The sequence below is a fragment of the Vibrio pomeroyi genome, from assembly GCA_041879425.1.
In the GTDB taxonomy this organism is placed as follows: domain Bacteria; phylum Pseudomonadota; class Gammaproteobacteria; order Enterobacterales; family Vibrionaceae; genus Vibrio; species Vibrio pomeroyi_A.
Window position 1 is genome coordinate 520,119 of the sequence record CP090854.1, and the last position, 15,775, is coordinate 535,893.

General features: G+C 47.0%; 8 protein-coding genes. All 8 read right to left on the bottom strand.

Annotation, left to right across the window (positions count from 1 at the left end):
* Positions 1-5: 5 nt before the first annotated feature.
* A complete protein-coding gene (gene btuF / locus L0992_02400; protein XGB67580.1) occupies positions 6-866 on the bottom strand; it encodes a vitamin B12 ABC transporter substrate-binding protein BtuF in 861 nt (286 codons plus the stop codon).
* A 1-nt stretch (position 867) separates the two neighbouring features.
* Positions 868-1,821 (bottom strand): cobalamin biosynthesis family protein, encoded by a 954-nt coding sequence (locus L0992_02405; GenBank protein ID XGB67581.1) that lies wholly within the window; start codon positions 1,819-1,821, stop codon positions 868-870.
* Positions 1,822-1,831: 10 nt separating this feature from the next.
* The gene (mtnN, locus tag L0992_02410; GenBank protein XGB67582.1) at positions 1,832-2,527 is read right to left on the bottom strand and encodes a 5'-methylthioadenosine/S-adenosylhomocysteine nucleosidase; all 696 of its coding nucleotides are present in this window, start codon (positions 2,525-2,527) and stop codon (positions 1,832-1,834) included.
* A gap of 126 nt (positions 2,528-2,653) precedes the next feature.
* Positions 2,654-3,082, bottom strand: a complete 429-nt coding sequence (locus L0992_02415) for a DUF1499 domain-containing protein (GenBank protein ID XGB67583.1) — start codon at positions 3,080-3,082, stop codon at positions 2,654-2,656.
* A 169-nt stretch (positions 3,083-3,251) separates the two neighbouring features.
* A complete protein-coding gene (locus tag L0992_02420; protein XGB67584.1) occupies positions 3,252-4,664 on the bottom strand; it encodes an FAD-dependent oxidoreductase in 1,413 nt (470 codons plus the stop codon).
* Positions 4,665-4,680: 16 nt separating this feature from the next.
* Positions 4,681-9,144 (bottom strand): glutamate synthase large subunit, encoded by a 4,464-nt coding sequence (gltB, locus tag L0992_02425; protein XGB67585.1) that lies wholly within the window; start codon positions 9,142-9,144, stop codon positions 4,681-4,683.
* 428 nt (positions 9,145-9,572) lie between these two features.
* Positions 9,573-11,042 (bottom strand): glutamate synthase subunit beta, encoded by a 1,470-nt coding sequence (locus L0992_02430; protein ID XGB67586.1) that lies wholly within the window; start codon positions 11,040-11,042, stop codon positions 9,573-9,575.
* Positions 11,042-15,589 carry a glutamate synthase large subunit gene (gene gltB, locus L0992_02435; protein ID XGB67587.1) on the bottom strand — a complete coding sequence of 1,516 codons (4,548 nt, stop codon included), beginning with the start codon at positions 15,587-15,589 and terminating at the stop codon, positions 11,042-11,044. Before gltB (L0992_02435) ends, L0992_02430 begins: the two co-directional genes overlap by 1 nt.
* Between the last annotated feature and the right edge of the window lie 186 nt (positions 15,590-15,775).

A 15,775-nucleotide genomic window follows, 5' to 3' on the forward strand; every position in this document is an offset into this window, starting at 1 on the left:
AAAAGTTAGTGATTTTGCCTAGCTCTATCGAAGAAATCGCACACTTGTTGGATCGCTTGCAAAGTTCTGGTTGTCGGGCGATTAATCCAATCTGAATTGAGTGACCAAATCTGATCTTGAGCGACAGCTGGGATCTCTTCTTCCCAAGTTTGCCACATGGTTCCGTTCTCGATTGCGTGCTGAGACGTGAAGATCACTTCCGGTTTCTTAAGTACAACTTGTTCGATGCCAACTTGCGGGTAAGGGGAGGCGCTGTCTTCAAAAATATTGTGACCGCCACAAAATTCAAACACCTCACTTGGCCAATGCCCTTGAGCCACAGTGATGATCGGCTTTTCACTAAGTTGATAAAAGTAGTTTACAGGTTCGGCATCTTTATATTTTAGTCTTAACGCGTTGAGCTGTTCTTTGTATTGCTTGGCATTATTCTCACCGATACTAGGGTCACTTGCGTATTGGCTGAGTTGTTCAATATTGGTCGCGATGCTGTCTAGGCTTTTGGTTTTCGAGTAGTAAATATTGAAACCAAACTGCTCTAATTTCGCGAGTTCTCGAGGTGGATTGCCAGCTGGCCACGCAAGAATCAGATCTGGCTGCAGTGCGATGATTTTCTCAACCTTGATGCCTTGATAGTTTGCCACCTTCTCAAGTTTATCAGCCTGTGGTGGGTAATCACTTCGTTCACTCACCGCGATAAGGTTGTCACCCAAGCCTGCGCTGTACGCTAGCTCCGTCGCATGAGGAGCTAGACTGATAACACGTTCGGCTATTGCTACTTCTGTAGCAAGTGAAGTGGGTGCCCATAAACTGAAGCTGAGAGTGAACGCGAGGGCTGAGCATCGTGTAACAAGTTGAGAGGGTTTCACTTTAAATCCCTTGGTGAATAATGAGTAAGGCTAGGCTCTGTAAGAATATCCAGATAGCGAGGCGACCAAAAAGTAGCTTTTGAACCTGAGATAAATGCAGCGCTGATGGGGCGATTCTTCCGCCTAATTTTGCACGAATGGCTTTGGTGTTGTCATAAATGGCAGGGCCACCCAGTGAGAGCTCAAGCTTATTGCCAACGGCTGTAATTAACCATGCCGGGCCGGGTAGAGGCCAAGAGCGACTTTGAACGAGCATCATCTTAAATGTATGAGATGCTTTATCACCACAGACGATCATCAAGGCAAATAAGCGCATTGGTATAAATTCTAGGATAGCGACGATCTTGATTGCCGTTGAGCCAAAAGGAGAGAACTGCTTACGGCTTGGTGACCAAGCTCGAGCTAACTCGACAATCAAGCGATACATCAAAGCGGCGATACCACCACCGATGGCGTACCAGAACAACACACAAACCACGTTACGAGCGTAACCCATGATGATGGTTTCTGTGGCGGCTTTGCCAAGCCCAAGTGATGAAAGTGATTCGGTCTGACGATTGACAATTGGAGCAAGTAACTGACGAGCGGCGGCTTTATCTTCTCGACCAAGTGCCTTGATCAACTGATTAGCCAGCTTTTCATTATTACGCCAATCAATCGCGAGTAACAACAGCGCTAATTCAAACAGTTGTGATTGCCAAACCAGTGGCTGCAGTGCCAATAGAATAACCAGAGCAGGCAAGACCATTAACCCCCAGGCTAATGTGCCCGAGATTAAGCTTTGAGAATAGTTTTGGTTGTTATTAACCTTGCTTGCTAAAAGCTCAGCAAACTTATGCCATAAGGTCGTGGGGTGTGCGGCATGAGGGATAGGTAAGATTAAATGAAAAAGCAGTGCTCCCCACATTATAAGGAGCACGCCATTTGCAAATACCTGATCAAACAGTGTTTGCATGTCTAGTCGCTTACTTTAGTAGGGCAACCATTTTGATAACCATTTCAGAAGAGCTTTGTGCTGCTAGTGGCAGGAACTCTTCGAAGCTCATTGGTGATTCTTTGTCTGCAACGTCAGAGATTGCACGAACAACCACGAATGGAACTTGGAACTGGTGACAAGCTTGAGCAATCGCAGAAGCTTCCATCTCTACAGCAACCACTGATGGGAAATGCTTACGGATGAACTCTTGGCGTTCAGCTGTGCAAACAAATGCGTCGCCAGTACAGATAAGGCCGCGAACCGCGTGCTTATCTTCCATTTGAGATAGCGCTTGTTCAGCAACTTGCATCAGTTTGTCGTCAGCTTTGAATGCTGCAGGTTGACCTGCCATTTGGCCGATTTCGTAACCGAAAGCTGTAACGTCTGCATCGTGGTGACGAACTTCTGTAGAGATAACTACATCGCCAAGGTTCAGTGTTGAATCAAAACCGCCAGCAGAGCCCGTGTTTAGAACGACATCTGGTTGGTATTCGCTTAGTAGGATTGAAGTACCAACTGCTGCTGCTACTTTACCAATGCCTGATTGAAGCAAAACAACGTCAACACCATTTAGCTGACCAGAGAAAAAGGTACAACCGCCTTTATTAACTTCAGTAATGTCTGAAATTGCTGCTTTTAGGATCGCAACTTCTTGCTCCATTGCGCCAATGATGCCGATTTTCATGTGTAGTCTCTTAATAAAAATATTTAAACAGTAGAGCGAAATTGTAGCATGGAAGAGAAGTGTCGAGCGACAGCCCTGAGGCACTTCTCATCCGAATAGCAGCGATTTATCTGCGTATTCTTTTATCTATTTGATTAGGCCTTCGCTTTTTAGGCTTGCGCGAAGTTGTTCAGCACGTTTTCGATTTACGCCAAAGTCAGAATGGCCAGTGCGAGACTCTGAACGCACGATCAGTTTGCCATCAGTGATCTTAAGCTCTAAGTCATCGACAAAGCGCATGATACGCGAGGTGCATTCAACACGTAGGTAGTCTTCCGTTTTACTGGCTGTTTTTGCGCCCGGTAAGGTCAGCGCAACCTGCTCAATGGCATCTAAGTTTGCTGAATCTGATAACTCAAACGAGGCCAATGCATGCTGTTCACGGTCATCTTGAGTTGAAACGCAGTTTGGTTTGTCTCCACAAGGTGATGAAGTTCTGTCTTTCATGTCCGTGATTCCTTGGCTGCAAGCGGTTAAAGTCAAAAGAGATAGAGAAAGGAGAGCGGCTTTTTTCATAGTGTTTCCTATGGCTTGTTTTAATTCTAATTGTAGTTATCGGTATTGGCTTATTTGTAATTGTTTTACGTATTTTCGTGATGCTTGTGATAAACGAATCTAATTCAAAAAAGGATCCATCATTGGATCCTTTTTTATAGTAACGAACTGAGTAATAAAGGAAACCCAATCACACTTCTAGGTAATCTAATATCCCTTCTGCGGCTTTGCGGCCTTCATCGATAGCGGTCACCACCAAGTCAGATCCTCGAACCGCATCGCCACCCGCAAAGATCTTGCTGTTGGTGGTTTGGTATTGAAACTCTTGTTGTTCGGGAGCCTTGATTCGTCCCCATTGATCCAATTCAACACCGAAAGGTTCTAGCCACTCCATTGCGTGGGGTTGGAAACCAAATGCCATGATCACGGCATCGGCCTCAAGAACATGCTCACTGCCTTCGACAGGTTCTGGACGACGACGGCCTGCTTCATCAGGCTCACCCAAAGCGGTTTTCACGACTTTGACGCCAACCACATGACCAGCGCTATTTAGTTCTAAGCCGATAGGTTGGAGGTTGAACTTGAACTTCACACCCTCTTCACGTGCATTTTTTACCTCACGGCGAGAGCCTGGCATGTTGGCTTCATCTCGGCGGTAAGCACACACAACATTAGCTGCATGTTGGCGAATCGAGGTTCTTACACAGTCCATCGCGGTATCACCACCACCAAGCACGACTACCTTCTTGCCTTGCATGTCGATGAACGGAGTTGGGTTTTCTAAATCCATTACCTTGTAGGTGTTAGAGATTAGGAAAGGCAGAGCATCATAAACGCCCGGTGCATCTTCGTTATCTAAGCCCGCACGCATGTTTTTATAGGTGCCGACACCTAAGAAGACAGCGTCGTAGTCATCGACCAATTGCTGAAGTTGTACATCTTTGCCGACTTCGGTATTCATTTGGAACTCAACGCCCATCTCGCTAAAAATACGGCGACGATTTTCCATGATGCCTTTCTCAAGCTTGAATGAAGGAATACCAAACGTCAGTAGACCACCGATCTCCGGATAGCGGTCAAACACAACGGCTTTTACGCCATTACGAACTAGGATGTCAGCCGCCGCTAGACCTGCAGGTCCCGCACCGATGATCGCGACCTTTTTATCTGTCCATTCAACGTGAGACATGTCTGGCTTCCAACCCATTTCAAAGGCTTTGTCGGTAATGTACTTTTCAATATTACCAATGGTTACCGCACCAAAATCATCATTGAGGGTACAAGAACCTTCACACAAACGGTCTTGAGGACACACTCGACCACAGACCTCAGGCAGGCTGTTGGTTTGGTGAGACAATTCAGCCGCTTCGATAATACGCCCTTCATTGGCAAGCTTAAGCCACTGAGGGATGTAGTTGTGAACAGGACATTTCCATTCACAATATGGGTTACCACAGTCTAAACAACGGTCTGCTTGCGCTTTCGCTTGCTGTTTAGTGAAAGGTTCGTAGATCTCTACAAACTCAATCTTACGTATCTTGATTGGTTTCTTCGCTGGGTCTACGCGATTCACATCAATAAATTGGTATACATTCTGGCTCATTATTGGCTCCTTCCAATTATTGCGCTTGAACACGAAGTTCAGCTGAGCTGCGGCTTTGGTGGCCGAGCAAGGTGTTCAGATCTGCCGTTTTAGGCTTCACTAGGTAGAACTTCGGAATCCATTCATCAAAGTTCGCCAGAATAGCTTCAGCGTGTACTGAGCCAGTCTCTTCTAAGTGCTCTGCAATTAAGCCACGCAGATGTTCTTGGTGGATAAATAGGTCAGACAGAGAAAGTGCCTCGACCGACTCATTATTAACTCGACCTTGGAAGTCTTCATTCTTATCCATGACATAAGCAAAACCACCTGTCATACCGGCGCCGAAGTTGACGCCAGTTGCGCCAAGAATGGCAACAATACCGCCAGTCATGTATTCACAGGCGTTGTCACCCGCACCTTCAATTACTGCAACCGTACCTGAGTTACGTACACCAAATCGTTCGCCAGCAGTACCTGCTGCAAATAGCTTGCCTCCCGTTGCGCCATACAGACAAGTGTTGCCTATGATGGTCGCTTCGTTACAGGTAAATGCGGTGCCTTGGTGAGGCTTGATGACCACTTTGCCGCCAGCCATGCCTTTGCCAACATAGTCATTGGCATCGCCTGTTAGGTAAAGCTCAACGCCGCCTGCGTTCCAAACCGCAAAAGATTGGCCTGCAGTACCATCGAGATACAATTTGATTGGTGAACCAGCCATCCCTTGGTTGCCGTATCGCTTAGCAATTTCGCCAGAGATACGAGCGCCAATCGAACGGTCTGTGTTGATCACGTTGTAGTAAAGGCTGGTGGATTGACGTTTCTCAATCGCATCGAGTGCATCATCCAGAATCTGTTGGTTGAGTTGCGCCTTATCAAACGGTGCGTTTGGCTCGGTCCAAAATAGTGGGTGACCTTCTGGAGAAACAGGAGCTTCGAGTATTGAAGATAGATCGAGTTTGCTCTGTTTCGCAGTGAGGCCTTGAACGGCTTCAAGCAAATCCGTGCGACCAATCAAGTCGGTGAGTTTTTCTACGCCAAGCTCTGCAAGGTACTGGCGAACTTCATCGGCTAGGCCGGTAAAGTAGTTCACTACCATATCTGGTAGACCTTTGAAGTATTCGCGGCGCAGTGTTTCATCTTGAGTCGCAACGCCTGTCGCACAGTTGTTGAGGTGACAAATTCGTAAGAACTTACAGCCCATTGCTACCATCGGCGCCGTACCAAAACCAAAGCTTTCAGCACCTAAAATCGCACCTTTAATCACATCAAGACCGGTTTTCAAACCACCATCGACTTGCAGGCGGATCTTATGACGAAGCCCATTAGCAACCAGTGCTTGCTGGGTTTCTGCTAGTCCAAGCTCCCAAGGACAACCTGCGTATTTTACTGAAGTCAGTGGGCTTGCCGCGGTACCGCCATCGTAACCAGAGATAGTGATTAGATCGGCGTAGGCTTTTGCTACACCTGTCGCGATAGTGCCGACACCCGGTTCAGACACTAACTTCACTGAAACCAAGGCGTTAGGGTTAACCTGCTTAAGGTCGAAAATCAGCTGAGCCAAATCTTCGATTGAGTAGATATCGTGGTGCGGAGGAGGGGAGATCAGAGTGACGCCTTGAACTGAGTATCTCAGTTTGGCGATCTCTGCCGTCACCTTATGGCCTGGCAACTGGCCGCCTTCGCCGGGTTTAGCGCCCTGTGCGACCTTGATTTGCAGAACATCTGCATTGGTTAGGTAATGTGGTGTGACACCAAAACGACCAGACGCAATCTGTTTGATGCGCGAGTTACGGTCGGTACCAAAGCGTCGTGGATCTTCACCGCCTTCGCCAGAGTTCGAGTAACCACCCAAGCGGTTCATCGCCATCGCTAATGCTTCATGCGCTTCTGGGCTCAGAGCACCAATCGACATAGCAGCCGAGTCAAAGCGCTTAAAGAGGTCACTGCTCGGCTCTACTTGCTCAAGTGTTAGCGGCTTATCGGCTTTTTTCAGGCTCATTAAGTCACGTAACATTGCCGCAGGGCGAGCATTTACTTGTTTCGCAAAAGATAGGTAATCCGACGTTTCGCCAGTTTTAACTGCGGTTTGCAGAGTACCGACCACATCTGGGTTATAGGCGTGGTATTCGCCGCCATGCACGTATTTCAGTAAACCACCGTGCTCGATAGGCTTACGCTTAGTCCACGCTTTACGCGATAAGTTATAGATATCTTGTTGGAAATCGCTAAAGCTTGCGCCTTGGATTCGTGTAGTAACTCCGCGGAAACAGAGCTCAACAACGTCGGAATGTAGGCCAACGGCTTCGAAAAGTTGCGAACAACGATATGAAGCAATCGTAGAAATACCCATCTTCGACATGATCTTATACAGACCTTTGTTGATGCCGTTTTGGTAGTTTTGCATCGCGGTACGATAGTCTTTATCTAAAGAGCCATCATCCAACATTTTACCTAGTGCTTCATAAGCAAGGTATGGATAAACCGCGGTCGCACCGAAGCCAAGTAGCACTGCGAACTGGTGTGGGTCGCGAGCAGTAGCTGTCTCCACTACGATGTTGGCATCACAACGCAGATTGGTATCAGCCAGTCTTGTTTGCACCGCACCAACCAACATGGCGGCAGGGATCGGTAGTTTACCTTTCTCTAAACCTTTGTCCGACAGCACAACTAAAACGGCGCCTTCGCGGACTTCTTGTTCTGCACTATCACATACCGCTTTGATCGCTTGTTCAAGGTCTTGATGGTTAGGATCGTAGTGCATGCTGAGAATGACATGACGGTAATGTTTTTGACTCAACTGCAGAAGTTGCTGCATGTCTGAATAAAGCAGTACTGGTGAATCAAACGTGACACGATAGGCGTGACCGTCTGTTTCACAGAACACGTTCATCTCTTTACCAATACTGGTCGCCAAAGACATCACGTGTTTTTCACGTAATGGATCAATAGGTGGGTTGGTGACCTGTGCAAACTTCTGGCGGAAGTAATCAGTGACCAGACGTTCTTTTGAAGAGAGCACAGCCATTGGCGTGTCGTCGCCCATTGAGCCTACTGCTTCTTGTCCCATGTCACCAAGTACACGCAGTACTTGGTCTGATTCCTCGTTGCTCATCGCAAACTGTTTTTGGTAGGTCTTGAGCGTGTCATCGTCAAAGCTACGCTTACCGACTTGGTCATCTTGCAGCGCGGAAAATGGCGTTAACTTGTGAACGTTCTTTTCCATCCACTCTTTATATGGGTGGCGACCTTTGAGGTCATTGTCGATCTCATTAGATTGCCATAGCTTGCCGCGGCGAGTATCTATTACCAGTAATTCACCTGGACCAACACGACCTTTTTCTGCAACTTCATCTGGTGCGTAGTTCCAGATCCCGACTTCAGATGCTAGCGTGATTAGGTTGTCTTTAGTAATCACATAACGCGCTGGACGCAGGCCATTTCTATCAAGGTTACACGCGGCGTAACGACCATCTGAAAGTACGATGCCAGCAGGGCCATCCCACGGTTCCATGTGCTTGGAGTTGAAGTCGTAGAAGGCTCGCAGATCTGGGTCCATGTCTGGGTGGTTTTGCCAAGCGGGCGGAACAAGCATACGCATCGCTCGGAACACATCCATACCTCCGGCAAGGAACAGGTCGAGCATATTATCTAGGCTTGAAGAGTCTGAGCCTGTCTCATTCACAAAGGGCGCTGCGGTTTGCAAATCGGGCAGCAGCGGTGAAGAGAATTTATAGGCACGAGCCTTGGCCCATTGGCGGTTACCTTCAATGGTATTGATCTCACCATTGTGCGCTAAATAACGGAATGGTTGAGCCAGTGGCCAGCGTGGTTGTGTGTTAGTTGAGAAACGCTGGTGGAACAGACATATTGCAGATTCCATACGTAAGTCTGCAAGATCGAGGTAAAATCGCGGAAGATCGGCCGGCATACACAGACCTTTGTAGACCATTACCTGTGTTGAAAGGCTACAGATATAGAAATCTTTGTCTTCGGTGATCTGCTTTTCAATTCTGCGGCGAGCAATGTATAGGCGTCGTTCGATGTCACGCTCACGCCAACCGGCAGGAGCAGAGATAAACACTTGTTGAATGTTTGGAACCGAGTCTTTTGCGATTGGACCCAAAACGTCGGTGTTAGTCGGCACGACACGCCAACCTGCAACGGTGAGTGTCTCTTGAGCCAGCTCTTTATTGACGATGTCTTGCGCGGATTGCGCTTTGATTGGGTCTTGGCTGAAGAAAATCATGCCGACAGCGTATTGCTTGCCGAGGTTGAAGTTATTCTCTTCTGCGATAATTCTGAGGTAAGAGTCTGGCTTCTGTAATAATAAGCCACAGCCATCTCCGGTTTTACCATCCGCAGCGATGCCACCACGGTGTGTCATGCGATCTAGGGCTGAAATAGCAGTTCTTACCAACTTATGACTAGGTTGGCCTTCCATTTGCGCTATTAAACCAAATCCACAGTTGTCTTTTTCAAGACTAGGATCATATAGAGCCATTGCAATTCTCCCTTTTGCTTCTCTGTCATCCAGACAGTAAATGACTAACTATTCATGTACTTGTTGTTTTTTGTAAACTGATAGTTTGCTTTAGCCAGTTAAAACGTTATTGGTTGTGTTAACAAAACCGATTGATTTTATTTTCATCAGCTTTACAACGTATAGCTAATTGTGTTTAAGGTCAAGTTCATGGTTAATTATCATGCATAAACGCGATTAGCCACTTAATAATCTAAAATAGTCGATGGATATCAATGAGATATGCAAGGTGAATGTTAATGGTATTTAACATATACAACAGGGTGTTTTTGAAAACGCCGAAGGCCAGATAGAAAAAAGGCTAGCATCGAGTGCTAGCCAAATATAAAAGTTAGGAAGGGTGTTGCTTTTCCTCTAGGCTAACGTCATTGACGCTAGCCCGAGAAATATTATGCGGAAAGCATGAGTGAATCAGCTTTCGCTTCTAAGTTTGAGTTACCCATTAAGAAGTCATCGATAGCAATTGCACATTCACGACCTTCATTAATACAACGTACGACTAGAGACTGACCTGTACGCATATCACCAGCCGCGAAAACGCCTTTCTGGTTAGTCGCGTAACCTTCAGAAGCGACGTTACCGCGCTCGTCCAGTTTAATGTCTAGTTGAGCTAGCACACCTGTTGGCTCTGGGTGTAAGAAACCCATCGCTAGGAATGCCATATCACAAGGGATAACACGTTCTGTGTTCGCCACTTCATCAAAGCTTGGGCGCTCACCTGGTTTCGCATCTTGCCAAACGATGTCAGCAATACGTAGACCCGTCACTTGACCTTGCTCGTTACCGATGAACTCTTTAGTCAAGATGTTCCAGTGACGCTCACAACCTTCTTCGTGAGAAGTCGTTGTTTTCATGATCATTGGGTATTGAGGCCAAGGCATATTTGCAGGGCGCTTCTCTGGTGGGATTGGCATGATCTCTACCTGAGTAATGCTTGCAGCTTTATGACGGTTTGAGGTACCTACACAGTCAGAACCCGTATCACCACCACCGATAACCACAATGTGCTTATCTTGAGCGTGAATCTCTTCTGTTTTCAGGTCTAGGTCGTTGGCACGACGGTTGTTTTGACCAAGGAATTCCATTGCAAAATGAACGCCTTTTAGCTCACGACCAGGAATTGGTAGGTCACGCGGAACCGTAGAACCACCTGTTAGCAAGACTACATCAAACTCTTGACGTAGTTGCTGAGCATTAACATCAACACCGATGTGCTGGTTCACTTTAAATTCAACGCCCGCTTCAGCCATTAGGTTGATCTTACGATCAATCACGTCCATACCCAGTTTGAAATCTGGGATACCGAAACGCAGTAGGCCGCCAACTTTCTCGTCACGTTCAAATACCGTCACTGAGTGACCTGCACTGTTTAGTTGCTCAGCAGCAGCTAGGCCTGCAGGACCTGAACCGATAACAGCTACTGTTTTACCCGTGCGAGAACGAGGTGTTTTAGGTTTTGCGTACCCTTCACGGTACGCAGTTTCTACAATTGTTTTCTCGATATTACAGATGGTGATTGGGTCTTGGTTGATACCTAGTACACAAGCACTCTCACAAGGAGAAGGGCACACACGACCTGTAAATTCAGGGAAGTTATTTGTTGAGCTTAGGATGTTCCAAGCCTCTTCCCAGCTGTCGCGGTAAACCGCATCATTGAATTCAGGGATGATGTTACCAATCGGACAACCGCTGTGACAGAAAGGTACGCCACAGTCCATACAACGAGATGCTTGAGTATTGATCTTGTCACCAAACTCTTCGTTAAGTACGAACTCTTTGTTGTCTTCGATACGAACTGACGGGTCGAGCTTCTTTGGAAGCTCACGACCGTGTTCTAAAAATCCAGTAGGCTTACCCATTATACTGCCTCCACTTCTTCCGTTTGTGCTTGTTGTGCTTCAGCTTTACGCTTCTCAAGAACTGCTTTGTAGTCGCGTGGCATTACTTTAATTAGTGATGCAACACTTGCTTCAAAGTTGTCTAGGAAAGACTGAGCAACTTCACTTCCTGTGAATTCAACGTGCTTGGTTAGCATATCTAGTAGAAGATCTTTATCTTCTTGTTCAATTGGATCTAGGTCTACAAGTTCAGAGTTAAGCTTGGTTTCGAAGTCGCCCGCTTTATCCCAAACATAAGCGACACCGCCACTCATACCCGCAGCAAAGTTACGACCTGTTGAACCAAGGATAATAGCAACACCGCCAGTCATGTATTCACAACCGTGGTCACCAACGCCCTCAACAACAACCTTCGCACCTGAGTTACGAACACAGAAACGTTCACCAGCCATGCCGCGAATGAAAGATTCACCTGAGGTCGCACCGTAGAAACATACGTTACCAACCACGATGTTATCTTCAGCAACGATAGAAGATTTCGCATCTGGGTACAGTACCAAAGTACCGCCAGACAGACCTTTACCCCAGTAATCGTTCGCGTCGCCTTCTACTTCGAACTTAACGCCTTTCGCAAGGAACGCACCGAAAGATTGGCCAGCACTACCGTGGAACTTAACGTTCATTGGTTGTGGTAAACCTTGGTCTTTGTAAACCTTCGAGATTTCGTTCGACAGCATGGTACCCGCAGAGCGGTCTGTGTTGATGATAGGGAAGGTCGCATTCACGGCTTCACCTTTTTCAAGTGCAGGAATCGCAGCTTGAATCAACTTACGGTCTAGAACATCTTCTAGGTTGTGGTTTTGCTGTGTCTGGTTGTAGATACCATCTTCTTCACGAGCCTGCTCAATGTGCAGTACAGGTGTTAGATCTAGGTTCTTGTACTTCCAGTGACCGATGTCGTCACGAACTTTAAGTTTGTGCGATTGACCCACCATCTCATCGATAGAGCGGAAGCCAAGTTCAGCCATTACTTCACGTAGGCCTTCAGCCATGTATTGGAAGAAAGTCACTACGTCTTCTACGCGGCCGTCGAAACGCTCACGCAGAGTCTTGTTCTGTGTTGCAATACCAACAGGACATGTATTCTTGTGACACTTACGCATCATGATACAGCCTTCAACAACCAATGCTGCTGTTGCTACGCCCCATTCTTCAGCACCAAGTAGTGTTGCTACTGCAAGATCACGTGGTGTTTTCATCTGACCATCAGACTGAACAACGATACGGTTACGTAGGCCGTTTTTCAGTAGTGTTTGGTGAGTTTCCGCTAGACCCAGTTCCCAAGGCAGACCAGTGTGACGGATAGAAGACATCGGAGATGCACCCGTACCACCATCAAAACCTGCGATAAGTACTACGTCAGCTTTCGCTTTTGCTACACCCGATGCAATCGTACCTACGCCAGCTTCCGATACTAGCTTCACGTTTACACGGCCGTTACGGTTCGCGTTTTTCAGATCGTAGATCAGCTGAGCCAAATCTTCGATTGAGTAGATATCGTGGTGTGGCGGTGGAGAGATAAGACCTACGCCCGGAGTCGAGTGACGCGTTGCGCCGATCCAGTCATCAACCTTATCACCAGGTAGTTGACCACCCTCACCAGGTTTCGCACCTTGAGCCATCTTGATTTGCAGCTCATCAGCGTTAGATAGGTAGTAAGACGTTACACCAAAGCGACCAGAAGCCACCTGTTTGATAGCTGAACGTTCCCAGTCACCGTTTTCTTTACGTTCGAAACGTGCTGGATCTTCACCACCTTCACCTGAGTTTGATTTCGCGCCAATGCGGTTCATTGCAACAGCCAGTGTTGAGTGAGCCTCATGCGAGATTGAACCAAAGCTCATTGCGCCAGTAGCGAAACGCTTAAGGATGTTCTCGATTGGTTCTACTTCTGCTAAAGGAATAGAGCCTGCAGGGTTCTTGATGAAATCAAGTTGGCTACGTAGCGTTGCTGCGTTGTCGCCTTGGTCATCGACTGCTTTTGCGTACTTCTTGAACTGACCGTAATCTTTGTTACGCGTCGACTCTTGAAGTAGAGAAATTGTTTCTGGGTTGAATAAGTGTTTCTCACCACGTTGTTTCCACTGGTAAACACCACCAACATCAAGGATTTGAGCTGGGATTTCACGTGCTGGGTAACCAACACGGTGACGAACAAGCACTTCACGTGCGATATCGTCGATCGTTAGACCTTGGATACGAGAAACCGTACCAGTGAAGTATTTTTCAACCACTGATTTGCTTACACCAAGTGCTTCAAAGATTTGTGCACCGTGGTAAGACTGCAGCGTAGAGATCCCCATCTTAGAGAAGATCTTCAGTAGACCGCCGTTAACACCTTTACGGTAGTTATCGAAGAACTCACGTGGGTGTACGTTTGGATCTAGCTTCTTAGTACGTTGCAGTTCAACAATCGTTTCAATCACTAGGTATGGGTTAACTGCGTTCGCACCGTAACCGATAAGTGTTGCAAAGTGGTGTGTTTCACGAGCATCACCCGTTTCAACAACGATGTCACACTTAGCACGTAGGCCTTTACGGATTAGGTGGTGGTGAACCGCGCCAACCGCCAGCATTGCTGGGATAGCAGCGTGGTTAGAGTTAACCGCACGGTCAGTCAGTAGGATGATAGAGTAGCCGTCAATCACTGCGTCTTCCGCATATTGGCAGATACGCTTAAGTGCGCGCTCTAACTTACCTTGGTCGCCATTTGCTTGGAATACGATATCCAGCGTCTTCGCTTGAAGGTGCTCGTTATCGATTGCACGTAGCTTTTCTAGCTCAGAGTTAGAAAGTACTGGAGACTCAAGCTCTACTTTTTGACAGTGCTCAGGTGTTTCAGCAAGTAGGTTCTGATCTTTACCTAGGTAAGTGTTCAGAGACATAACCATACGCTCACGAATCGGGTCGATTGGCGGGTTAGTTACTTGAGCAAACAGCTGTTTGAAGTAGTTTGAAAGGTGCTGCGATTGGTGAGAAAGAATCGCTAGCGGCCAGTCAGCACCCATTGCAGAAAGCGGCTCATAGCCTGTTTTCGCAAGAGGTAGAATAATTTCGTTTACTTCTTCAGAGCTCACACCAAACGATTGTTGTTTGTGCAGAAGCTTCTCTGGAGAAGGTTGGCTAAATTCGTTACTCGCATCTGGTAGCTTTTTCAAGCTCAGAAGGTTTTCTTCAACCCATTTCTCGTAAGGTTGTGCTTTCGCGATGCCATCTTTCACTTCTTCATCAGAAATGATGCGGCCTTGCTCAAGGTCAGCAACGAAGATACGGCCTGGTTGTAGACGACCACGGTACTCAACGTTTTCTGGTGCGATTTCAACTACGCCAGACTCAGACGCCATCACTAGGAAATCGTCTTTTGTCACTGTGTAGCGAGAAGGGCGCAGACCGTTACGGTCAAGTGTTGCACCTACTTGAACACCATCAGTGAAACATACAGATGCTGGGCCATCCCATGGTTCCATTACGTTCGCGTGATACTGGTAGAACGCGCGACGCGTTGGGTCCATGTTTTTGTTTTCTTGCCATGCTTCCGGGATCATCATCATCAATGCGTGTGGCAGAGTACGACCAGACAGAACCAGAAGCTCAAGTGCCATATCGAAGTTTGATGAATCCGAGCTACCTTCCTGACAGATAGGCAGTAGCATGTCGATTTCAGCTTGTGTGAATAGATCCGATTCAAGGATCGCTTCACGCGCTTTCATCCAGTTTAGGTTGCCGCGAACCGTGTTGATTTCGCCATTGTGCGCGATGTAACGGAAAGGCTGAGCTAGACGCCAACGTGGGAATGTATTGGTAGAGAAGCGAGAGTGTACAAGTGCTAGAGCTGTCACCATAGTTGGGTTTTGCAGGTCTAGGAAGTACTGAGGAACTTGTTCTGTTGTTAGCTGACCTTTGTACACCAATGTCTTGTAAGACATAGAGTTGATGTAGAAGTCATCACCGATATTTGACACGCTTTCTAGGCACACACGAACGGTGTAGTTACGTAGAACATACAGTTTGCGCTCAAGCTCTTCTGGAGTAATACCAGGGCCGCCAGAGATAAATACGTGTTCAAATTGAGGTTCAGTGCTTAGTGGGTCAGCACCAATCATTGAGTTGTCAGTTGGAAGTTCACGGTAGCCGATAACTTCTAACTCTAGGCGTTGTGCATTGCGTTCTAGAATATCACGACACTGTGCACGTTTGTGTTCATCTTTAGGGAAAAGTACAACACCAACACCATATTTTTCAAAAGATGGCAGTTTAATTCCAAGCTTTACGGCTTCTTCTAGTAAGAATTCGTGCGGCTTCTGTAGCAGGATACCTGCACCATCACCAGAACACGGATCACAACCTTGGCCGCCACGGTGTTCCATACGTGCAAGCATATCGAGTGCTTGAGTTACTACATCATGAGATTTGCGATTCTTTAGATGCGCAACAAAACCGATACCACAAGCGTCATGCTCCAGTTCAGGAGTATACAGACCCTGTGAGTTCTGCTCTTGATCTACCATAGATACATCCTTCCAGTTAAATCTAGGCGCAACTTCTTTGTATAAAGTCAGCCTTGTCCTTTTATATTTATGGGTCTAAACCTGCCTATGCTGGCGGTTTGAATCCTTTCCGTATCTCGCAGGAAAAGTATTGCGAGAAAAACAATCCTTAGTGATATCCGTTTATTTTTAACCACAAACTAGTGG